General features: G+C 48.2%; 23 protein-coding genes and 2 pseudogenes. 14 read left to right on the forward strand and 11 right to left on the reverse strand.

The window, feature by feature from the left end; genetic code table 11:
• Positions 1-3: 3 nt before the first annotated feature.
• Both MKY62_RS12405 and MKY62_RS12410 read right to left on the reverse strand, forming a co-directional pair.
• Positions 4-1350 (reverse strand): PTS sugar transporter subunit IIC, encoded by a 1347-nt coding sequence (locus MKY62_RS12405; RefSeq protein ID WP_003183182.1) that lies wholly within the window; start codon positions 1348-1350, stop codon positions 4-6.
• A 19-nt stretch (positions 1351-1369) separates the two neighbouring features.
• Positions 1370-1669: a PTS sugar transporter subunit IIB gene (locus MKY62_RS12410; RefSeq protein ID WP_003183185.1), complete on the reverse strand. Its 300-nt coding sequence runs from the start codon at positions 1667-1669 to the stop codon at positions 1370-1372.
• Between the two features lie 381 nt (positions 1670-2050).
• Here MKY62_RS12410 and MKY62_RS12415 point away from each other — a divergent pair.
• Together MKY62_RS12415 and MKY62_RS12420 are read left to right on the forward strand one after the other, a co-directional pair.
• Positions 2051-3408: pseudogene (locus MKY62_RS12415) on the forward strand (NCS1 family nucleobase:cation symporter-1).
• A gap of 216 nt (positions 3409-3624) precedes the next feature.
• Positions 3625-4185, forward strand: a complete 561-nt coding sequence (locus MKY62_RS12420) for a GNAT family N-acetyltransferase (protein WP_011198089.1) — start codon at positions 3625-3627, stop codon at positions 4183-4185.
• A gap of 272 nt (positions 4186-4457) precedes the next feature.
• Here the strand turns inward: MKY62_RS12420 and MKY62_RS12425 are convergent, their stop codons facing one another.
• The 3 genes from MKY62_RS12425 to MKY62_RS12435 are packed head-to-tail and all read right to left on the reverse strand — an operon-like array spanning position 4458 to position 6649.
• Positions 4458-4910: a GNAT family N-acetyltransferase gene (locus tag MKY62_RS12425; RefSeq protein WP_003183195.1), complete on the reverse strand. Its 453-nt coding sequence runs from the start codon at positions 4908-4910 to the stop codon at positions 4458-4460.
• A 21-nt stretch (positions 4911-4931) separates the two neighbouring features.
• Complete coding sequence (locus MKY62_RS12430; RefSeq protein WP_003183196.1) at positions 4932-6095, reverse strand: TIGR00375 family protein; 1164 nt, start codon at positions 6093-6095, stop codon at positions 4932-4934.
• Entirely contained in the window at positions 6092-6649 is a 558-nt protein-coding gene (locus MKY62_RS12435) for an NUDIX hydrolase (protein ID WP_025804832.1), read from the reverse strand. The genes MKY62_RS12430 and MKY62_RS12435 overlap by 4 nt, the downstream gene beginning before the upstream one ends.
• A 76-nt stretch (positions 6650-6725) precedes the next feature.
• Between MKY62_RS12435 and mciZ the strand changes: the two are divergent.
• The 4 genes and pseudogenes from mciZ to MKY62_RS12455 all read left to right on the forward strand — a co-directional run.
• Positions 6726-6842 (forward strand): annotated as a pseudogene (mciZ, locus tag MKY62_RS12440) (Z-ring formation inhibitor MciZ); the annotation flags it as partial.
• A gap of 111 nt (positions 6843-6953) precedes the next feature.
• Positions 6954-7559 (forward strand): TetR/AcrR family transcriptional regulator, encoded by a 606-nt coding sequence (locus tag MKY62_RS12445; RefSeq protein WP_016885959.1) that lies wholly within the window; start codon positions 6954-6956, stop codon positions 7557-7559.
• Positions 7560-7564: 5 nt separating this feature from the next.
• Positions 7565-7912 (forward strand): DoxX family protein, encoded by a 348-nt coding sequence (locus MKY62_RS12450; protein ID WP_003183202.1) that lies wholly within the window; start codon positions 7565-7567, stop codon positions 7910-7912.
• 73 nt (positions 7913-7985) lie between these two features.
• Positions 7986-8906, forward strand: a complete 921-nt coding sequence (locus MKY62_RS12455) for an aldo/keto reductase (RefSeq protein ID WP_003183205.1) — start codon at positions 7986-7988, stop codon at positions 8904-8906.
• 42 nt (positions 8907-8948) lie between these two features.
• On the opposite strand, the gene MKY62_RS12460 is transcribed toward MKY62_RS12455, so the two are convergent.
• On the reverse strand, positions 8949-9182 hold the full coding sequence (locus MKY62_RS12460; RefSeq protein WP_003183207.1) for a YqkE family protein: 234 nt from the start codon (positions 9180-9182) through the stop codon (positions 8949-8951).
• A gap of 156 nt (positions 9183-9338) precedes the next feature.
• Here MKY62_RS12460 and MKY62_RS12465 point away from each other — a divergent pair, with 156 nt between their 5' ends.
• A complete protein-coding gene (locus MKY62_RS12465; protein ID WP_003183209.1) occupies positions 9339-10268 on the forward strand; it encodes an alpha/beta hydrolase in 930 nt (309 codons plus the stop codon).
• Positions 10269-10291: 23 nt separating this feature from the next.
• On the opposite strand, the gene MKY62_RS12470 is transcribed toward MKY62_RS12465, so the two are convergent.
• Together MKY62_RS12470 and MKY62_RS12475 are read right to left on the reverse strand one after the other, a co-directional pair.
• Complete coding sequence (locus MKY62_RS12470) at positions 10292-10531, reverse strand: YqkC family protein (RefSeq protein WP_003183211.1); 240 nt, start codon at positions 10529-10531, stop codon at positions 10292-10294.
• Between the two features lie 13 nt (positions 10532-10544).
• On the reverse strand, positions 10545-10868 hold the full coding sequence (locus MKY62_RS12475) for an iron-sulfur cluster biosynthesis family protein (RefSeq protein ID WP_003183213.1): 324 nt from the start codon (positions 10866-10868) through the stop codon (positions 10545-10547).
• Between the two features lie 108 nt (positions 10869-10976).
• On the opposite strand from MKY62_RS12475, the gene MKY62_RS12480 reads away from it, so the two are divergent.
• Positions 10977-11174, forward strand: coding sequence for a CDGSH iron-sulfur domain-containing protein (locus tag MKY62_RS12480; protein ID WP_003183215.1), 198 nt, complete (start codon positions 10977-10979; stop codon positions 11172-11174).
• Positions 11175-11189: 15 nt separating this feature from the next.
• Here MKY62_RS12480 and MKY62_RS12485 read toward each other — a convergent pair whose 3' ends face one another.
• Together MKY62_RS12485 and MKY62_RS12490 are read right to left on the reverse strand one after the other, a co-directional pair.
• Positions 11190-12161 carry a bifunctional GNAT family N-acetyltransferase/GrpB family protein gene (locus MKY62_RS12485; protein ID WP_003183216.1) on the reverse strand — a complete coding sequence of 324 codons (972 nt, stop codon included), beginning with the start codon at positions 12159-12161 and terminating at the stop codon, positions 11190-11192.
• Positions 12158-12526: an antibiotic biosynthesis monooxygenase gene (locus MKY62_RS12490; protein ID WP_003183218.1), complete on the reverse strand. Its 369-nt coding sequence runs from the start codon at positions 12524-12526 to the stop codon at positions 12158-12160. The genes MKY62_RS12485 and MKY62_RS12490 overlap by 4 nt, the downstream gene beginning before the upstream one ends.
• 567 nt (positions 12527-13093) lie before the next feature.
• Here MKY62_RS12490 and MKY62_RS12495 point away from each other — a divergent pair.
• A complete protein-coding gene (locus MKY62_RS12495; RefSeq protein ID WP_003183220.1) occupies positions 13094-13708 on the forward strand; it encodes a triacylglycerol lipase in 615 nt (204 codons plus the stop codon).
• Positions 13709-13853: 145 nt separating this feature from the next.
• Here MKY62_RS12495 and MKY62_RS12500 read toward each other — a convergent pair whose 3' ends face one another.
• On the reverse strand, positions 13854-14066 hold the full coding sequence (locus MKY62_RS12500) for a hypothetical protein (protein WP_003183222.1): 213 nt from the start codon (positions 14064-14066) through the stop codon (positions 13854-13856).
• 269 nt (positions 14067-14335) lie between these two features.
• On the opposite strand from MKY62_RS12500, the gene nikA reads away from it, so the two are divergent.
• The 5 genes from nikA to MKY62_RS12525 are packed head-to-tail and all read left to right on the forward strand — an operon-like array spanning position 14336 to position 20264.
• Positions 14336-15865 carry a nickel ABC transporter substrate-binding protein gene (gene nikA, locus MKY62_RS12505; protein WP_003183224.1) on the forward strand — a complete coding sequence of 510 codons (1530 nt, stop codon included), beginning with the start codon at positions 14336-14338 and terminating at the stop codon, positions 15863-15865.
• The gene (nikB, locus tag MKY62_RS12510; RefSeq protein WP_003183226.1) at positions 15862-16803 is read left to right on the forward strand and encodes a nickel ABC transporter permease; all 942 of its coding nucleotides are present in this window, start codon (positions 15862-15864) and stop codon (positions 16801-16803) included. Before nikA ends, nikB begins: the two co-directional genes overlap by 4 nt.
• Positions 16800-17621, forward strand: coding sequence for a nickel transporter permease (nikC, locus tag MKY62_RS12515; RefSeq protein ID WP_003183227.1), 822 nt, complete (start codon positions 16800-16802; stop codon positions 17619-17621). The genes nikB and nikC overlap by 4 nt, the downstream gene beginning before the upstream one ends.
• 1 nt (position 17622) lies before the next feature.
• Complete coding sequence (locus tag MKY62_RS12520) at positions 17623-18465, forward strand: ABC transporter ATP-binding protein (protein ID WP_003183230.1); 843 nt, start codon at positions 17623-17625, stop codon at positions 18463-18465.
• Entirely contained in the window at positions 18465-20264 is a 1800-nt protein-coding gene (locus tag MKY62_RS12525; protein WP_003183232.1) for an MATE family efflux transporter, read from the forward strand. The genes MKY62_RS12520 and MKY62_RS12525 overlap by 1 nt, the downstream gene beginning before the upstream one ends.
• Positions 20265-20280: the final 16 nt, after the last annotated feature.

Here is a 20280-nt window from a genome sequence, read left to right on the forward strand (position 1 = left end):
AAGTTATGATTCCTTCCTGTTTTCCGCGGAATGCTCCCTGTCCGTATTCACAGTCTTGTTGGCAGCCATCACAAACGGCAGATAAATCATCGTTGAAATGGCGAGGCAGAGAAAGCCGACGCCGAGCGCAAGCCAGTTTCCTCCGGTCCCGAGAAACGGAATCAACGGCCCTGGCGTTGTCCACGGAACAGCGTATGCGATCGGCGGAATCAGCTGAAACTTGATGAACAAATAGCCGATGACAGTATTGACTGCCGGAACGATAATAAAGGGAATCATGAAGATTGGATTGAGCACGACCGGAAGTCCGAAAATGACAGGTTCATTGATATTAAATATTCCCGGCCCGATCGAAAGCTTGCCGATATCTTTATAATCCCGCCGCTTTGAAGCGATGAATATCGCGATCAAAAGCCCCAGCGTCATGCCTGATCCCCCGTAGTTCGCAAAGGCGTCATTCAGCGCCCATGTTTCAGGAAACGGAGCGTTCCATGCAGAGCCTGTTTTAGCGGCAAAACCGAGGTTTTCAAGGTTTGCTTCTGCAAAAATCGTTTCTCTGATCGCCGCAATCGTATTCGGACCGTGAATGCCGAACAGCCATAAAAAGTTGGCGACGATTCCAAGAAAAACAACGGTGAAAATATTCGTTCCCATCTCTCTCAACGGCGCCTGCAGCACAGTATACACCAATTCATGCAGACCGTTTTTCGACAGGGACATCAGCGCAAAGCTTAATATCGCAAAACCAATCGTAATGAAGATGATCGGAAACAGCACTTTAAATGTCCGGGCGACCGCAGGCGGCACCTGCGGAGGCATATGAATTTGCAGTCGCTTGGCATTTGATAGCCTGCTGAACACTTCACCGACGATGATTCCGATGATTAAGGCGACGAACAGTCCTTGGGCGCCGAGCCATTTCGTCGTTAAAAAGCTCTCGTTTTCGATCAGGCGGTACGGTGAATAAATGATAAAATAACAGGATACAGCCGTTAATCCGGCAAGCAGTTCATCCGCTTTCATTGAGATGGCTAAATTGCGGGCGACGAGAAACACGACAAATATGGACATAATATCGAGCGACCCCCGCAGTACGGGCGTAAAGACCGACTGGTAATCAGCCAAGTTCGGAAATATCTTTTCAAGAAATAAAATTTTGGCGATAAACCCGTCCGGAGATAAAATGGCAAAATTCAATAAAATGATAATCGATCCTGCCATAATAATCGGAAATGATAGAATAAAAGCATCTCTGATCGCACATATATGGCGCTGTGAATTCAATTTTGCAGCAACGGGAACCAAAAACCGCTCCACGTTCCGCTCAAACTTCTCCATAAACCCGCTCATCCCTATCTCCCCTCCTTTTTTATTTCATCAGCTGCAGCGCTTTTTGCAGCACAGCTTCGCCGTTCATGGTGCCGTAGTCTCGCATGTCGATCACCTGGACCGGCGTGTCTCCTGCGCTCGCCTCAACCTGTGACTTTTGGTACCTGACTTGCGGCCCCAACAATACGACGTCCGCGCTTGACGCGGCAGTCCCCGCTTCGGATACAGGCAGAGCAATGATGTCGACCTCTTCGTTCAGCGCCTCTGCATGCTTTTTCATTCTGCTGACAAGCAGGCTCGTTGACATGCCGGCCGCACAAACCAATAAAATTTTCTTCATTATCAATTGACCCCCTTTGGATTCATCTTTTCCTCCGCCGCAAAGAAAACGCTTTCATTATGATGCGGAGAAACATTTCAACCTGGTCTTTTATCCTATGATCGAGATAGACAACTGTTTCATAAAAATCAATATTTTTATAGCTGTTTCAAACGGCTCGTTTAGTCAACCTCAACAAACGCCTTGAAACATTTGTTTAGTTTATCTAATGAATTTTTCAGGATAATGAGTTATATTTTTCCTTAAAAAATCCGGAGGGATTACATGAAACCTGTCCATCAAGAAAAAATTCAAACAGACCTCACGCTCTCAAACAGCGACTTGCAGCCTCTGAAGCCGGAGGAACGCACATGGAAAGCGGTTAATTTCGCATCGATCTGGATGGGCTGCATCCATAACATCCCGACTTATGCAACGGTTGGCGGACTGATTGCGATCGGACTTTCTCCGTGGCAAGTGCTTGGGATTATCGCCGTCGCTTCGATTGTTCTCTACGCGGCCCTCGCGTTGAATGGACATGCCGGCGCAAAATACGGCGTGCCTTTTCCAGTATTAATTAGGTCTTCTTTCGGGATCTACGGGGCTAATATACCGGCGCTCCTCAGAGGTTTCGTAGCGATTATGTGGTTCGGCATTCAAGCGTTTGCGGGAAGCACGGCGATCAACATCCTGATCTTAAACGTATGGAGCGGCTGGAAAGACATCGGCGGCGACTGGAACTTATTTGGTTTGCATTTACCGGGTCTTTTGTCATTTGTTTTCTTTTGGGGGATTCATCTTCTCGTCCTCCATCACGGAATGGAGTCGATTAGAAGGTTTGAAGTCTGGGCCGGCCCGCTCGTTTATCTCGTCTTTGGCGGGATGGTGTGGTGGGCGGTCGATATTGCAGGGGGGCTCGGTCCGATTTATTCGCAGCCGGGAAAATTTCAGACATTCAGCGAATTAATTTGGCCATTTCTTGCCGGTGTGACGGGGATTATCGGCATTTGGGCGACGCTCATTTTGAACATTCCCGATTTTACGAGGTTTGCAGCCTCCCAAAAAGAACAAATCAGAGGACAGTTTTACGGTTTGCCGGGCACATTCGTTCTGCAAGCATCACCGTCACCTCCGGCTCACAGGCTGCCTTCGGGGAGCCGATTTGGGACGTGGTCGATATTCTCGCCCATTTTGACAATCCGTACGTGATCGCTCTTTCGGTCATTACGCTTTGCATCGCCGCCATTTCGGTAAACGTTGCGGCAAATATTGTCTCGCCTGCCTATGATCTGGCCAATTTTTTGCCGAAATACATCGATTTCAAGCGAGGCAGCTATTTGACAGCAGTTTTGGCCCTGTTCACTTTTCCATGGAAGCTGATGGAGAATGAAGCGAGTGTGTTTTCGTTTCTCGGCACGATCGGCGGAATATTGGGCCCGGTCGCAGGCGTTATGCTCGCCGATTATTTCATCATCCGGAAGCGCACCCTCTGCCTCGAAGATCTCTATTCCGCAAAAGGACAGTATATGTATTATAAAGGCTATAATTACAGGGCTTTTGCTGCGGTAGCTCTCGGAGCGCTTATATCTCTCATCGGCTCTTACATCCCCGCCATGAAGCCGCTTTATGACATCTCCTGGTTTTCGGGCGTGCTGATCGCTGCCTTCGCCTATATCTTTTTAATGCGCATCCATCCGCCGGCTGCCATTTCAAATGAAACGGCTCAATACGAAGGCGGCGGAAGAAAAATAAGCGGGTAATATCGAAAAAGGATTTTTCGCTAGTGAAAAATGCCTTTTCTTCTTACCTCTTTTTTTCAAAGGCAGCTTATGATAGACTCATATTATCAAAAATTTTCCACTGGTCGATGGAGAGCAATGATGCAAACGGGCGCCGAGTTCGACGGACAGGCCTTTTGGATCACGTCGCCTGCGGTGGCAACATTTCATGAAAAACACCTGCGGGAGGAATACTTTATGAATCCGATACTGCTCGATTTTCCGGACAGCTTCGAAACAGAGCGCCTGCTGATCAGAGCACCGCGCGCCGGTGACGGCAAGGCAGTATATGATGCTATTGCAGCTTCGTTTTCAGAACTAAAGCCGTGGATGCCGTTTGCAAGGGAGATCCCCGAGGAAGAGCGTGTAGAAATCAACGTCAGGCGGGCACAGGCCGATTTTATTTTGCGCAACGATTTGCGGATGCATATTTTCCATAAAGAAACGGGAAAATTCGTCGGCAGCACCGGTCTTCACCGCATGGACTGGAAAGCGAAACGGTTTGAAATCGGCTATTGGCGCAGTTCCGAATTTTCCGGACAAGGGTACATGACAGAAGCGCTTAACGGTCTCATTGATTTCGCGAGAAGACACGTCAGAGCCAAGCGGCTTGAGATATGTTGTGACAGCATGAACACGAAAAGCAGAAAAATGGCGGAGCGCCTCGGTTTCGAGCTTGAAGCCGTTTTACAAAGCGATGACCTTTCGAACGATTTGAGCGAATATCGGGACACATGCATTTATTCGCGCATCTTCTAAAAAAAGAACCCTTATGATCTTCATGAAGCAAATCATAAGGGTTCTTTCGTTTATGTTTCATATGCAGCTTTGCAAGCTCTTCCCGCCTGCTTTTCGTTTTTCTGACGTGCGTGCCGAAGTCCGGCGCCTTGCCTCTTGATGCGGCGGCATCTCTGCCTGTGTTTCTCAACATGTGCTCGCGCTTTTTCCTTGCCTTGCTTTTGGCCATGTTCCCCACTCTCCTGTCAAATTTTTACCTCACTATTATAGAAAGGCGGGGTTCTAAACGCAAGTCATACGGTTTCTTCCGTTCTGACCATATCCACATGCGGAATGCCGTCCTCCATATAGACGTCTGAGATTGCTTTAAATCCGAAGGAGCCGTAAAAGGAACGCAAATGATTCTGGGCGCTGATCTTGACCTTTGTCTCTTCCCACTCGCCTTCCAAAAAGCGGATCGCTTTATCAAGAAGCGCCTGCGCATATCCCTTTCCCCTGTCTTCTTTGCGGACGATCACCCGGCCGATTGATGCCTCGGGGTATGCTGTGCCGCTCGGGAACAGCCTGCAATACGCAGCGATCTCTCCTTCTTGGCTCAGAAATAAATGGTGCGCCCGCTCATCCAAGTGATCAAGCTCGTGATACGGACAGTTTTGTTCAACGATAAAGACGTCTATTCTGAGCTTGATGATGCGATACAGCTCTTCCTTCGACAATTCCTCATACGATTTTAGTTTCCACTCCATCCCTGTTCTCTAAAGCCCCCTTTAGCTCTGCACTTTTCCATAGGTTCCGCCGCCTCCGGCTTTCAGCTCTAAATCCCCGTTCCTTGCTTTGATCACGAGCTCTGCCGTCTGCGGACGAATGGTTTCTTTTAGATCGCCTTCTTTTACACGGTGAAGTATATTCATTTCAGTGCCGAAAGCCTCTTTCAGCTTCTGAATCGTTTTCGGGCCGATGCCGGGGATCAGCTGCAGCGGAACCTGGTGAACGTACGGCGGGCGCTTGACCGGGCTTTCATCCTGATCATAAAGCTCCATTAGACGCGTGCTGACGCCTTTTGTAAACTTTCGGCTGCCGCACGCTTTGCACAACGTTTCATCTGCCTCCTGCAGACGGCCGCATGTTTCACAAGCGGTTTGAAAATATTTGCCCAGCTGCGGATTCATCCCGTAATTCGCGGCAATGCTACGCCCCTCTTGTCCTTTTAAAGCAAGCGAAAACTCTTGAAAGCTGGCATGTTTGATGTGTAGCTTATTATACTCCCTGCCGATTTTTCCAAGAGAATGGGCGTCCGAATTGGTCAAAAATGCATAAGGATTCAGTTCGGATACGTGTGAAGCCATATCGGTGTCGCTGCTCAGCCCGAGTTCAACCGCATCAATCATCCTCGGGTCAAACACTTCTTTCAGCGAAAATTCGACTCCTTTTCCGTACAGGCTCTTGTGCGGCGTAAAAATGTGCGCGGGAATGAACAGGCCGCCGAGCTCTTTCACCTTCCGCTGAAGACCGATGCCCGTCTCATAGATGCGCTGGGAGCTCAGGTGGATATTCGTCACCCTTTCTGAGAGCCAGCCGGAAAACTGCTTCATTGCGGAGATCGACGGCATAAAGGCAAGCACATGAATCGGGCCGCGGCATCTGTCATCATTGATTTCCAATTCAGACCCGCATAAAAGCACGGTATCTTTATACTTGATTCCGCCGTCTTCAAGCTCTGTATAACGCCCTGAAGACACCCCTTTTTCAATTTCGGCCAGCACCTCGGGTGAATGACAATCTATAATGCCGATCAGTTCCATCCCTTTATGTTCGCTTGCTTCAATCAAAATTTCGTCGAGCGTTAGCGTTCTGGCAGCCGTTATCTTAACGGGCCGGCCTGATTCCGTCCGCCCGATATGGATATGCATGTCTGCGAATATTTCTTTCATTTTTTTGCTTGCAGGGCCTTTCTCAGCTCCAGATACTGCACGGCATAAGCCGTTTTCGCATCATAGATGTCCTGAGTTTCCATCAGTTTCAGCGCGCCTGAAAGCGGCACCTCCAGTACTTCAACAAATTCGTCTTCATCAAGTTCGCGCTTTTCTTCAAGCGGCGTCAGCTCTTCAGCCAGGTACAGATGCACCAGTTCGTCCGCAAAGCCCGGCGATGTGTAAAAAGCGGTGATTTTCTCAAGCTTCGCCGCCGTGTATCCCGTCTCTTCCTCAAGCTCCCGCAGCGCGGTATATTCGGGTTTCTCCCCTTTTTCAAGCTTGCCCGCCGGTATTTCAACTATCGTCCGTTCAAGCGCTTTTCTGTACTGCTTAACTAAGATGATGTTTTCTTCATCAGTTAAAGCAAGCACCGCTACAGCGCCCGGATGCTTCACGATTTCGCGCTTTCCCGTTTTACCGTTCGGCAGTTCGACATCTTCAAGATAAAGATCGATCACCTTGCCTGAAAAAAGCTTTTCCTTTGATATGGTTTTCTCCTCTAAATGCTTCAGTTTGATCATCTCCTAAGTTCTGCTCTGGCTTTAGATCCCATACATTTTATCATACACCATGAAAGGGGGACGCGCCATGAAGGTCTACCGCCTGAATGACCGCATCGTCATGTCTGGGAAAGCATGGGAAATCCGCGCCAAGCTGAAGGAATACGGACGAACGCATCACTATGTGAAAGATTGGCTTTCTGAAAAAGAAAATCGCCTGCAAAAGCTTAATTTTATTGACATCAAGAAGGACTGCATGAAATAATACTCGTGAGTAATGTTACTCACAAGTATTATTATTTGGAGGCGGATGGATGTGGGAATTGAAAAGGGCCGCAAAGGCAAACAAAGCCGGAAGCGGCTGCTCGAGGTCGCTGCAAACGAATTTGCAAACCGGGGATTCCATGAGACAAAAGTGAGTACGATTGTGAAAAGAGCTGGACTGACTCAGCCTTCTTTCTACCTATATTTCCCAAGCAAGGACGCCATCTATGACGAGCTGATCAATGGCTTTCACGCGAACTTAAAAAATCTGATCGAATCGTTCCATTTAGAGAAAGGAATCGAGAAAAAACACGTATCAAAACGGGTAACGGCCGCTGTAGAGGCTGTATTTCGATTTTTGGCAGAGGACCCGGATTTGACTCGCATCGGTTTTTTTCTCAGCCCTGAAGCAGGCGAAATGAAAAAAGATTTAACGCTCGCCTTGAAAGAAAACTTGAAAGCAGAGCAGGAGCTCGGCTACTTCCGATCCGACCTGGAAATGGAGACCGTTGCTGAATGTCTGACAGGCATGATTGAGCACCTTGCCGATATCTATTTGCTTGACGGATCAAAGGACCCCTCAAGTCTCGCAAAACAAATCACGGATCTTTTGATCCACGGAATGCTCGTAAATCCGCAGCATCCAGAAACGGAGTGAACACAGTGGCATTTATTTTCTTAAAAGCAGGGCTGGCGGCATTTATGCTGACCGGAGGCGTAATCAAGGTGCTGCACGTTCCTTTTCAAGTCGAACATTGGCGCCATTATGAATATCCGCTGTGGTTTCTTTCTGTTACAGGATGTCTCGAAATCGCCGGAGCGCTTGGCATGATCGGCGGAATTTGGAATGTGCATCTGGCTGTCGGTTCGGGGCTGTTATTCTCCCTGCTTATGACAGGAGCCATCCATGCCCACCTGGTCCGGGCGCGGCAGCCTTTTTTCACGGCCATCCCTGCCGCGGTTTGTTTGATTTGCGCCCTAAGCATGATCATCGTCGAGCTGTACTTCTGATCCCGATGCCGATGGGTTGAAAACTTCGCTCCTTTGTATTACGGTCAAAGTAAGAAAAAAAGGAGTGAGGCTTATGAAAAAAAGGACGCTCGGACATTCCGATTTACAGGTGAGTGAAGTCGGCCTAGGCTGCATGTCTCTCGGAACGGACAAAAAGCACGCACTGTCAATTCTGGATGAAGCTTTGGAACTCGGCATCAATTACTTGGATACTGCCGACCTGTACGATTTTGGACGCAACGAAGAAATTGTCGGTGAAGCGATCAAATCAAGGCGCCAAGATGTCATCCTCGCCACAAAAGCGGGAAACCGCTGGGAGGAAGGAAAACCGGGCTGGTTCTGGGATCCCCGGAAAGCATACATAAAAGAAGCCGTCAAACGCAGCTTAAAGCGGCTGCAAACCGACTATATCGATCTTTATCAGCTGCATGGCGGAACGATCGAAGATAACATCGACGAAACGATTGAGGCCTTTGAAGAGTTAAAACAGGAAGGCGTCATCCGCCATTACGGCATTTCCTCGATCCGGCCGAACGTCATAAAGGAATACGTCAAAAAATCAAACATCGTCACAGTCATGATGCAATACAGCTTGTTGGACAGACGGCCTGAGGAATGGCTTTCTCTCCTTGAAGAACATGGAATCAGCGTGATTGCAAGAGGACCTCTGGCAAAAGGGATTCTGACAGAAAAACCCCTGTCAGATGCAAACGCATCGATTAAGAAAAGCGGCTATTTATCATATTCCTACGATGAACTCATCAAAACAAAGGCGGACATTGAAAAAACAGCGCCTGATTTATCCGCAACCGAAACCGCGCTGAAGTATATTCTCGCCCAGCCGGCTGTCGGCGCGGTCATCCCCGGGGCGAGCAAACTCTCCCAGCTTCGGGAAAACGTTGAATCTGTCGGCGGACGCAGCCTGACAGAACAGGAAATCAAAGCGCTCCGCTTTTATACAAAACGCGACGTGTACACTGCGCATCGCGAATGAATTCAATAAGAAAGCACCGTCTCTTTGGCAGACGGTGCTTCTTTACTTATACTTCCTCCAGTCGTCAAGTCCGCTTTCGTTGAGGAGTTCTTCAAAGCTTTTATTTTTTTCCCTTTCCTGTCTTTCCTTGATAAGCCGTTCTTTCTCACGCTCTTTTCTTTTCTCGTCCTCCTCTTTCAATTCGCTTTTCATTTGCTGAAGCTTATGTTTCAAATCGTCGGCGAGTGCATCTTTCAGCAGCTGCCGGGTATTTGGGTCTTGTTTTTTCTTTCCCATTTCCTGTCCTCCGTTCTCCCTGTTTGTGATGATAGTTTATCAGGAATCTAAAAGTTCAGGCAAGCCGTCACTCTGGGAGCCGCCCCCCTCGGCAAATCTCAATGGTTGTGTGGTATGATAAAGAGAGAAGCATTTAAGAAAGGAAGAATACAACAAATGTTGATTTGGCTGGCTGCTATCGGAGCGGTTTTGCTGTTCATTGCTGCGCTCGGAATCTATTTTACGAATCAAATCATGTACATTAAAAAACGGACCGACCAATACATTATTGAGCGGGAAACTGCCGACGGCCATTATGACGAAAAAGCTTTCGCCGCTCTCCCGAAGGAAGAAATCACCCTCGCTTCTTCTTACGGCTACAATATTAAAGGGTACTACGTGCACCCGCACAAAACGAAAAACACCGTGATTATCTGCCACGGAGTGACGATGAATCTGCTGAATTCAATCAAATATATGAATCTGTTTCTGGATCTCGGCTGGAACGCCGTCATATATGACCACAGAAGGCACGGCGCAAGCGGCGGAAAAACGACGAGCTACGGATATTATGAAAAAAACGATTTGAAAACGGTTGTCAATTGGCTGAGGGAAAAACACGGCGAACAAGCGCTGATCGGGATTCACGGCGAATCGATGGGCGCTGTCACAACCCTTCTTTACGCGGGAATGGATGACGCCGAGGCTGATTTTTATGTGGCCGACTGTCCGTTTGCCACATTTGAGGATCAGCTCATTTACCGGCTGAAAGAAGATTTTCATCTTCCAGGAGCTTTCATTTTGCCGCTCGCCAGCCTCTTTTTGAGATGGCGGGACGGCTACCGCATCCGTGATGTCTCCCCTTTATCCGTCGTCGGAAAGATCAAAAAACCGGTGCTGTTCATTCACAGCAAGCACGACGACTATATCCCGGCTGAATCAAGCGAAATGCTTTACGAGAAAAAACCGGGGAAGAAACGGCTTTATATTGCTGAAAGAGGAGCGCACGCAATGAGCTACACCCAAAACAGAAACAGCTACAAAAACACGGTGCGGGACTTTCTTCAAGAAATCACAAACCGGCACAAAGAAGGCGAACGAGCATAAGTCTCGTCCGCCTTCTTTTGGTGCTACAGGATATCTGTAATGTCGCTCATATGATCGCCGATCCAGGAGATGGCCGTCTCAATTGTATCAAATTCCTTTGTTTCAAAGGTCATTTCATCCTGAAGAAGCCAGACATCCTTTTTGACGGACTCTGTCCCTCCGATTGACCAATGAAGGAGTGTATACGGATGATTTTGATGTAAAAAGGACGCCCATGTTTTATTTTGAGCGGTTTGCTTTAAAGATTTTACCTTTTGATTCAAATCGAACGCCACCCTATTTCACTAAAATACTCATTCTGGGAGAAAGCACCTGTGCCGGACTCTTCAGCATCAACGCACCCGCTTTCTCATAATAGTCGATGGTCATCGCTTCATCAAAAAAGACTTTTTGCGATGACTGAATATAAATCGGAAGCCCGTTTGTCTCAAGGGGCTCGCAACTTCCCGATAATTCGTCCGTCAGCCACAAGACCGGCACACCGCTGACCGCGCATCCGCATCCCTCGGAATCATAGCGGAGCTGGATCTTTTTATCAGGATAAGGCTCTGTTGCCCGTTGAATGGCTTGTCTTGCCTGAGCAGTGATTTCAAGCTGCATGATATCATCCTTCTTTGTTATGTTTACGGACATTGTACCACGGGTCGGGAAAAAGCGCATCGTTTCCGGCTGTCAGGCATAAATATGAAGGGATTCGGAGGTGGAATGATGTCCAAAAAAGTGCAGATTAAAGTGATGGACAACGGCGGTTTCCGGGTCACGGGAGACGTCGAACTGATCGACATGGAAGGAAATCCTTTCCCTGAAAAACCGGCTTTTTCGCTGTGCAGATGCGGAAAATCGCTGAAAATGCCTTACTGTGACGGAAGCCATAAAGGAATGTTCGACTCTTGTGTCAGAGCTTGAAGCAGGAGGGGGGCTTTATCTGTCCTCCTCAGCCTTTTCCCATTGTTCAGCCAAGCGCTCAGTCTCTTTTATCCAGCCGCTTTTGCCGTCAATATAGCCTGCTATGTCAAGCGGAAACATCTCCGCCAGCTTCATCTTCAGTGCAGCATATTCTTCGGCCCGCTCCGGATGGGAGATTAAATAATCCCGAAACGCGAGATGCCGTCTGATATCGGGATGCCCGCTTTCATACAGATGGACATGGTGTGTACGCTTCCGTCTCCCTTTTTGATAGAATCTTCTTCCCGGAATTCCGTTTTCCCCCTTCGGTTCATAGCCGAGCATTTTCATCCCCTTTTCGAAGCCGGCGGCGGAGCCGAGATCTTTCACTTCGATCAGTATGTCAATGATAGGCTTGGCGCTCATTCCCGGAATTGACGTGCTTCCGATGTGGTGAATATGCAAGACTTCATTCCGGAAAAGCGCTTCAAGCTGCTTTTTTTCCTTGAAAAATTCGCCCTTCCATTCTTCTTTATAGGAGACGACTTTAACCTTTCTCGGTGCTTGCAGCGTAAGCCTTGAAAGAACAACCCCTTTTTCAGGTTCATACTGTTCAATTTCAGAAAACCCCAATTTCCGATACAGCGCTTTTGCCGGCTCATTCCCCGCACCCGTCGTCACTTCAAACGATTCGGCTTCCTTCACCATCAATATATAACGAAGCAGGGCCATTGCAATCCCCTTTCGAAAATGGACCGGATGAACGGCCAGCCTGCAGATCGTCAGCTTTTCAGCTGTATGTATGAAGGAAGCGATTCCGGCTAATTCTTCCCCCTCAAACGAGCCGATGAAAGTTTCTCGTGAATCCATTACATCAAAAACCGTTTCATTCAGCTGCGGAATGCCCTGAAATTGAATGATCTCCGCTTCTCTTTCATAAGCCGGCCTTTGAACATTTACAATGCTGCGGGCTGTATGCGGATCTTTTTGGTTTAACAATTGAATCATTGCATTTCCTCCCCGCTGGTGCCATCTGACGGGGGCCGGCCGGAACGCTCCGAAATTCTGGCGTCTTCAACTTTTGCAATCCGTACGGCAAAGTCAGAGTACCATTCTGTTCGGCCTTTTTCCTTCGCCTGCCGGTGTTCGCCGTGAAACTTCCATTTTTCAATCGCTTCAAGGCTTTCCCAATAGGAGACCGTTATTCCCTTTCCGTTCATGTCCCTTGCGCTTTCTGCTCCTAAAAAGCCGGGCTGTTCTGCGGCAAGCTTTAGCATGTTCTCAGCCGTCTCTTTGTAGCCGTTATCCCCATTCGTTCTGACCGATGTGAAAATCACCGCGTAATACGGCGGCTCCGGCGTTTTTGAAATCATATTCATCCCCCTTTGATTCACAGCTCTTTGATAACCAGAACTTACTCCTGATCCGTTCTGCCATCATTCGAAAACCTTGGACACTTTTTTCCATCGAAAATCCCTGGTGATAACCAATCGGCACATTGTTGACATGCAGCGGACCGCTTTGCAGCCGGCACACGCTGCACATGAGAGAGAAGCTTCAAAGCCCATGTTTTCATCAAGATCCACCCGCTCTTTTCAACATTGTACCTGACCATCCGCCAAAGTGTTCTGCAGTATTGGATATGCTTCCTTATTATACCGTTTCCCGATCCTAATTTACCATTTTAATACGTACGTCAGTAGATTAATAGGAAAAATTCCTTAGTTCCAATTCAACAGCACAAACCGATTTGCTTTCTCCCAGAAAAGCTTCACTCTCCTTACCCTATAAGAGAACCGGCGCGCAGCGGTAAAAAAACGTTTCATATACTGCTCTTTTTTCGGGTATGAAAAATAGATAAAATTACACTTCGTTTTCATATTTTCGTTTTATAGAATTGTCGTTGTTGTGAACTTATTACTTTTTTAGGAGGAAAAACTATGCGTCGTCATTCATTTTTATCTATTCTATTGATTTGCATGCTGTCTGTTGTGTCCGTATTTTCGTTCCGGCCTTCAGCAGCTTCCGCCGCTTCCCACAATCCGGTCGTCATGGTCCACGGCATCGGCGGAGCCGATTATAACTTCATCGGCATTAAATCGTATTTACAATCTCAAGGCTGGACAAGCAGTGAGCTTTACGCCATCAACTTTATCGATAAAACGGGAAATAATATAAACAATGCTCCGAGATTATCCGAATACATCAAGCGTGTGCTGAATCAAACAGGAGCATCAAAAGTCGATATTGTCGCCCACAGCATGGGCGGGGCCAATACGCTCTATTATATTAAAAATCTGGATGGTGCGGATAAAGTCGGACATGTCGTCACCCTTGGGGGCGCTAATCGTCTCGTTACAAACACGGCGCCTCAGAATGACAAAATCTCATACACTTCGATTTACAGCACAAGCGACTATATCGTCTTAAACAGCCTCTCCAAACTTGATGGTGCAAACAATGTGCAAATCTCAGGCGTAAGCCATGTCGGTCTTTTGTTCAGCAGCAAAGTAAATGCCTTGATTAAAGACGGGCTGACCGCCAGCGGGAAATAAGATTGAAGGAGCCTTGAAGAGCTTAACTTCTTCAAGGCTCCTCATTGATCGGAATTGTCACCCCTCTTGCCAAAATAAAAAGGACTCTAAATAAACGCCTATTCCGACCGTTCATTCAGTGTCCGTCAACCCCCTCGATATGTGATTACTCCACTATGATTTCAAAGACTCTTTGTTCGAGATTGTATTTAGCGTCTTGGAATGTAAATTTATAATCATCTGTGTCGGCATCAGGTGAAAGCCAAGCTCCGTATTTTCTGATCGTCTGGACGATGCTTTCGAGTTCAGCAGGAGTGAAGTCACCTATGTCTGTGCCTTCGGTTTCAGCAGTATGGCGTATTTTTACTGTAATCATCATCACTTTTTGGCTCCTTTCACTTGCTGTTTGAACATCTTATTAACAGCATATTTTTTTCCTCTGTAAATCGTTCCATTAACTCCCTTGATTCAAATTATTCGGGCTTTCTTTTTTACAGACCTATTTTATATGGAAAAGCCGGACGGGATCCGAAAAATGTGTCTTCGTACTTTCGTCATATAAAGGCAAATATTCCTGTTTACAACAATGAGAATATCCCCTATGATTATGAGGTAAATCGAAATCATTACTACTTGGAGGTATAACTTATGGCTTACATAGCAAAACGCATGATCATACCGATTATTTTTCTCTTCATTCTCGCTTCCTGCTCCGCCGGAGGCGCTGGCTCAGCGAAAGGGGAAGAGAAGAAACTCACCTTTCTTTTCAATATTCCGAGTCAAACCCTTGACCCGAATCTTGATGTCAATTATACGGCTATCCGCGCCGGCATCAGTGAAACACTCGTCAAAATCAGTGCGGACCTTTCCATCGAACCGTGGATTGCCAAAGATTGGAAAAGCAAAGACGGACAAACTTGGGTCTTCACCCTTAAAGACAATCTGACGTTTCAAAATGGTAAAAAAGCGGATGCCAAAGCGGTAAAAGCGTCTTTAGAACGGACGATGCGCGAGAGTAAAGCCATGAAGAACGCCCTAAAAATCAAGGAAATAAAGGCTGAAGGACAAACATTGACGATTACAACGAAGGAGCCGTTTCCCGAATTCCCTTCAGAATTGGTTCATCCAAACACATCGATCATTGACGTCAGCGCAGCAAACATTTCTCAACAGCCCGTCGGAACGGGACCTTTCCAAGTTTCCTCTTTTGAGGCCGGCCATAAAATAGAGTTAGAACGGTATGACGATTATTGGGACGGCAAACCGAAGCTGAAGCACGTCACATTCTCGTTTAATGAAGACGCAAACGCCCGCGTCATGGCTCTCCAATCAAAAGATGCCGATATCATTTACAGACCGAGCGTTGAGGATATTGACCAAATTCAAAAAGATTCGTCGATTACCGTTGATTCGGTACCGAGCTTGCGCGTTCACCAGATTCTTTACAATACAAAGAAGGATCATCTTGCTGACCGCCACCTGCGCCGCGCCTTCGACGCACTACTGAACCGCAAAGAAATCGCTGAAAGCATTTTGAACGGACATGCTCAGCCGGCAGACGGCCCCTTCCTAGCCGATTTCCCATTTTCCTCCGATACGGTTCAAAAGCCGAGCGGACTTCAGGCTGCAAAAGCTGAGCTGAAAAAAGCCGGCTACGAGCTTGAAAACGGTAAAGCCGTAAAGGACGGAAAAGCCTTGTCTTTTACACTGCTAACCTATCAGTCTCGTCCGGAATTGCCTTTAATCGCGCAAATTCTTGAATCAAATGCGAAGGAATTGGGCATTTCGATTAAGATTCAGCAAGTCGAAAATATTGATGAATATTTGGCGAAAAACGATGACTGGGATTTAGCGACATACAGCTCAATGACCGCGCCAAGAGGCGATGCCAGCTATTTGCTGAACACCGCCTATATGCCGAACGGCGCTTTAAACTACAGCGGCATCGAAAATCAAACCTTGATCAAATGGATTAAGGAATTCAACCGCACGATCGACAAAGAGAAGCGGAACCGACTTGCCAAAAAAGCAGCTGAATTGATCGAGAAGGAGACATTGAACTCTTTTATCGTGACTCCCGAAAACATCACAGCCTACCGAGACGGTGTATTAAATTGGGAAACGAGCAAAAGTGAGTATTATATGCTGACGAAAGATTTGGATGTGAAAACGAAATGAAGCAGATCGCCAAGCGGCTGTTTGAACTGGTCCTGTTCTTATTCCTGCTTTCATTTATCAGCTTTGTGTTTATGAAAGCGGCTCCCGGTGATCCGGTGAAACAGATGCTTCGCGTAGATGATGTTGCGGTAACGGACGAGCAGATCGAGGCATTCAGAGAGGAGCTCGGTTTGGACAAACCGGTTTATATTCAATATTGGAACTGGTTCAAGCGCTTTTTCCAATTTGATTTGGGAAAATCCTATACAACACACGAACCCGTCATCGACGAGCTCAGCCGGAAATTCCCGGCGACATTGCTTCTAACCGGCGCATCGCTTCTCGTTATGCTGCTGATTGCCGTGCCGGTCGGAACGCTTTCCGCTTTATACCGGGATCGGTGGATCGATCATCTCAGCCGCTTGCTCGCTTTAGTGGGAGCCGCGCTCCCGAGCTTTTGGCTCGGATTGATACTGATCGATCTCTTTTCCGTCAGGCTGAATTGGCTGCCGTCGATGGGAGCCGGAACGTTTAAACATTTGATTCTCCCCTCTCTCACGCTTGGGATCGCGATGTCGGGCGTTTATGTCCGCCTTGTACGGTCAAGCCTGATCGAAAGCCTTGGTCAGGATTTCATCAGATCTGCCAGGGCACGCGGCATCAGCGAGGCGAGAATTTTCTTCTTTCACGCGTTTCGCCATTGTCTTGTCCCTGTCATCACGATATTCGGGGTCAGCCTCGGCAGCCTGCTCGGCGGCACGGTGATTATTGAAGTCCTGTTTGCATATCCCGGCGTCGGCAAGCTTGTCGTTGATGCCATCGTTCAGCGTGATTATCCGATCATTCAGGGGTACATTCTTTTCATGGGGATCGCGGTTGTCCTGATCAATCTTTTAGTCGACCTCTCTTATCGGTACCTCAATCCGGAAATTCGCTTAAAGGAGGCTGGTCGCCGATGAGAAAAAACGTATTTCGATCTAAAACAGGACTATGGTTTGTGCTGCTGTTTTCCGCGGCGCTGTTCACCGTCCCCTTCTTTTTGCCGTTCGATCCGCTCCGCACAGATATGGCCAACCGTCTTCAGCCGATCAGTATGCAGCATTGGCTCGGAACCGACCATTTGGGCAGAGATATATTTTCCCGGATGGTCGCCGGTGCGAAAGCGACGGTCGGCACCGCCTTGGGCGCGATTCTGATTTCCGTTTTCATAGGTGTTCCTGTCGGGCTTGTCTCCGGGTTTTTCGGCAGACGGCTGGACCGGATGATGATGAGAATTGTTGACGCGGTTATGGCTTTTCCGGACTATATTGTCGCGATTGTTTTAAGCGGTTTGCTTGGTCCGGGGCTGATGAACTTAATATTGGCCGTCGTCGCTGTCAAATGGGTCGGCTATGCAAGGCTGGTCCGCAGCACGGTTTTTTCGGAAAAACAAAAAGATTACATCGCCTTGGCCGAGCTTACCGGTTTAAGCTCCGGGGCGATTTTAAAAAAGCACCTGCTGCCCCATGTTCTCGGCAACCTTTCCGTACTTGCGACACTTGATATCGGAAAAACGGTGTTAATGATTGCTGCCCTGTCCTATATCGGCCTGGATGCTCAGCCTCCATACCCGGAATGGGGCGCCATGCTGAACGACGGAAAACATTACTTCTTGCATGCGCCTCAGCTTATGGTGATTCCCGGTCTTGCGATCATGTTCATCGTTCTGTTGTCCAACCTGTACGGTGATCGTTTAAGGGACAGGTTTGACGTCAAACACAAGAAAGGAGTTTCTTAGCATGCCGATGTTATCCATTGAGGACTTATCAATCAGCTCCCGGCAGCACACCATTGTCAAAAATGCCTCCTTCTCGATTCATGAAGGGGAATGGTTCGCGCTGCTCGGGGAAAGCGGCAGCGGAAAGAGCCTGACCGCTTCGGCCATAGCCGGGCTGCTTCCGGACGGACTAACGGTGACCGGCGGAGACGTGATATTTGAAGGCCAACAGATGCTTCAAGCCGGACGCAAAGCACTCCGACGCGTGCGCGGAAAGGATATCGCCTGTATTTTTCAGGACTGTCACGGAGCATTCACCCCTTTTATACGGATCGGCAAACAAATTGACGAAATGGTCAAAACGCATACAGGTTGGTCTAAGAATAAGCGAAGAGAAGCGATTCTCCATGCTTTTCGGGAGGTTTCTCTGCCGGAAAACAGAGTATATGAAAGCTACCCGTTTCAATTGAGCGGAGGGCAGCTGCAAAGGGCCGCGATTGCTCAAGCGATGGTGCTCCGCCCCAAGCTTCTCATCGCAGACGAACCGACGACGGCTTTAGACAGCATCACGGCCGCGGACGTCTTGCAACAGCTCGCCGCGATGCGCGCCAAAACAAACTGCGCCATCCTTTTTATCACTCATGACCTGCGGCTTGTCAAAAGATACGCCGATCAAACCGCCGTCATGCAAAACGGAGAAATCGTCGAAAGCGGCTTAACCGCTGATTTAATTAGACAGCCGGCACATGAATATACGAGGTGTTTATTCGCGGCCATCCCGCCGCTGAAAAATCCTCCGCCAAGGCTGACGGCAGCCCCGCCTGAAACAAAGGAAGCGGTGCTGGCGGGAACAGGAGGTGCGTGATGACCCATTCTGCAGAGACCGTTCTTTTTGTCAGCAATCTGACAAAACATTACGCTTGCGGCCACAAAGCGGTTGACAACGTATCATTCTCCATTCGAAAAGGCGAATGCCTCGGGCTCGCCGGCGAGAGCGGCAGCGGGAAAAGCACCCTCGCACGCTGCCTTTTGCTGCTCGAAAAAATCGATCACGGAGAGATTAGGCTTCATCAACATCCGCTTACCGGCATAAACAAAAAAGAGACCCGGAGACTGCGTCGAAAACTGCAGGCTGTTTTCCAAAATCCAGCTGCATCATTCAATCCAAAGCTCAATATTATCGATTCAGTTATGGAGCCGCTTGATGTTTCCAAACAAGACATGCCGTCATTTTTAAGGGACTTCCGAGGCAGCCGCCGTCTGACGGCTGAGCGTCTGTTCTCAATGGTCGGCCTTCCCTCGCGCCTCCTTGACCGCTATCCGCACGAATTAAGCGGCGGGCAGCGCCAGCGGGCCTTGATCGCCAGAGCCATCAGCACTCATCCGTCTTTAATCATCTTTGATGAGCCTACAGCAAGCCTGGATGTCACCAGTCAGGCGAAGATCCTGGATCTTCTCAAAGATTTGCAGGATGCTATGGGCCTTTCTTATTTATTTATTTCCCACGATCTGGCCGCACTCGGCTCCCAAAACAGATCAGAGAGCGTTTTGGCCCTTGCCCGGCCCGTTTTCATCGCGCTGTTTGCCGGACTGATGTTCATCATCTTGCAAAAACCGCTTGAATACGCAGCGCTGACGCTCATACAGCCCGACCGCCATACCGCTGAATTCGCCTCGCAGTATTTTTCGCTGAGGATTTGGGGAGCTCCATTTGCTTTAATCAGCTATTGCATTCTCGGCTGGCTGATGGGAATGTCTCTAATCAAAGTGACATTGCTTTTGCAGATTTCGATGAACGTCTTGAATATCGTGCTTGACATCGTTTTTGTCTACGTCTTTCACATGGAAGTATACGGCATCGCTCTAGCCACTTTGATTTCGGATGTGACGGGCTGCCTGATCGGCTGCTGGCTTGTGAAAACGAATGCCGCCATGCCGTTTAAGCTGCCGTCCGTCAAGCTTTTATTCGACCCGAAACCGTTTAAAAAAATGATGGTTGTCAACCGAGATCTATTGATTCGGACATTGTGCCTTTTGACGGTTTTCAATTTATTTACGGCTAAAGGAGCCGGCTTCGGCGCTGAAATTTTAGCCGCAAATGCGATCTTGATTCAAATTCATTATTTGATGGCTTATGTTTTTGACGGGTTTGCCAATGCATCGAGCATCTTTGCCGGGAAAGCCGTTGGAAGAATGGATCGGGATCTCTATTCCCGTACGCTTTCCCTTTCGATCCAGTGGTCGCTGATCTCGGCCGCGCTGCTTTCAGTCGGCTACTTTCTCTTGAGAAATGCGATCCTTCCATTGTTTACACCGCTTGAAAGCGTTCTGGAAGCAGCGAAAACTTACGATGTTTGGATCGCTCTCTTTCCTTTGGCCGCAAGTTTCGGACTCGTTTTTTACGGGATTTTCACAGGCGCCACCGAAATAGGCCCGGTCAGAAATTCAATGTTTTTGGCTGTTCTCGTCTTCCTGGCCGCCTTTTTTACCGCTGTCCCCGCTTTCGGAAACCATGGGCTGTGGCTCGCTTTTCTTTTATTCAGCCTTGGGCGTTCCGTATTCTTATGCATGGCTGTTCCCGGGCTGACCACCCGGCTTTTCGGAGAGCGCAGTGCTGCGAGAGAGGCAGGCCAAAGACCGAAATCATTAAAACACCCCGGCTAAGCTTTAGCCGGGGTGT

The organism is Bacillus sp. FSL R7-0646 (genome assembly GCF_037969865.1).
GTDB lineage: Bacteria > Bacillota > Bacilli > Bacillales > Bacillaceae > Bacillus > Bacillus licheniformis.

What these genes read in the sequence shown, in the direction of transcription:
- nikB (WP_003183226.1), top strand. Translation starts at nt 15,862, where the DNA reads ATGAAGCAGATCGCCAAGCGGCTGTTTGAACTGGTCCTGTTCTTATTC.
- MKY62_RS12495 (WP_003183220.1), top strand. Translation starts at nt 13,094, where the DNA reads ATGCGTCGTCATTCATTTTTATCTATTCTATTGATTTGCATGCTGTCT.
- MKY62_RS12490 (WP_003183218.1), bottom strand. Translation starts at nt 12,526, where the DNA reads ATGATTTCAAAAACGCCGGAGCCGCCGTATTACGCGGTGATTTTCACA.
- MKY62_RS12525 (WP_003183232.1), top strand. Translation starts at nt 18,465, where the DNA reads ATGACCCATTCTGCAGAGACCGTTCTTTTTGTCAGCAATCTGACAAAA.
- MKY62_RS12520 (WP_003183230.1), top strand. Translation starts at nt 17,623, where the DNA reads ATGCCGATGTTATCCATTGAGGACTTATCAATCAGCTCCCGGCAGCAC.
- MKY62_RS12460 (WP_003183207.1), bottom strand. Translation starts at nt 9,182, where the DNA reads ATGGGAAAGAAAAAACAAGACCCAAATACCCGGCAGCTGCTGAAAGAT.
- nikC (WP_003183227.1), top strand. Translation starts at nt 16,800, where the DNA reads ATGAGAAAAAACGTATTTCGATCTAAAACAGGACTATGGTTTGTGCTG.
- MKY62_RS12420 (WP_011198089.1), top strand. Translation starts at nt 3,625, where the DNA reads ATGAATCCGATACTGCTCGATTTTCCGGACAGCTTCGAAACAGAGCGC.
- MKY62_RS12455 (WP_003183205.1), top strand. Translation starts at nt 7,986, where the DNA reads ATGAAAAAAAGGACGCTCGGACATTCCGATTTACAGGTGAGTGAAGTC.
- MKY62_RS12410 (WP_003183185.1), bottom strand. Translation starts at nt 1,669, where the DNA reads ATGAAGAAAATTTTATTGGTTTGTGCGGCCGGCATGTCAACGAGCCTG.
- MKY62_RS12475 (WP_003183213.1), bottom strand. Translation starts at nt 10,868, where the DNA reads ATGCAGCTTGAAATCACTGCTCAGGCAAGACAAGCCATTCAACGGGCA.
- MKY62_RS12430 (WP_003183196.1), bottom strand. Translation starts at nt 6,095, where the DNA reads ATGAAAGAAATATTCGCAGACATGCATATCCATATCGGGCGGACGGAA.
- MKY62_RS12465 (WP_003183209.1), top strand. Translation starts at nt 9,339, where the DNA reads ATGTTGATTTGGCTGGCTGCTATCGGAGCGGTTTTGCTGTTCATTGCT.
- MKY62_RS12480 (WP_003183215.1), top strand. Translation starts at nt 10,977, where the DNA reads ATGTCCAAAAAAGTGCAGATTAAAGTGATGGACAACGGCGGTTTCCGG.
- MKY62_RS12405 (WP_003183182.1), bottom strand. Translation starts at nt 1,350, where the DNA reads ATGAGCGGGTTTATGGAGAAGTTTGAGCGGAACGTGGAGCGGTTTTTG.
- MKY62_RS12425 (WP_003183195.1), bottom strand. Translation starts at nt 4,910, where the DNA reads ATGGAGTGGAAACTAAAATCGTATGAGGAATTGTCGAAGGAAGAGCTG.
- nikA (WP_003183224.1), top strand. Translation starts at nt 14,336, where the DNA reads ATGGCTTACATAGCAAAACGCATGATCATACCGATTATTTTTCTCTTC.
- MKY62_RS12500 (WP_003183222.1), bottom strand. Translation starts at nt 14,066, where the DNA reads ATGATGATTACAGTAAAAATACGCCATACTGCTGAAACCGAAGGCACA.
- MKY62_RS12485 (WP_003183216.1), bottom strand. Translation starts at nt 12,161, where the DNA reads ATGATTCAATTGTTAAACCAAAAAGATCCGCATACAGCCCGCAGCATT.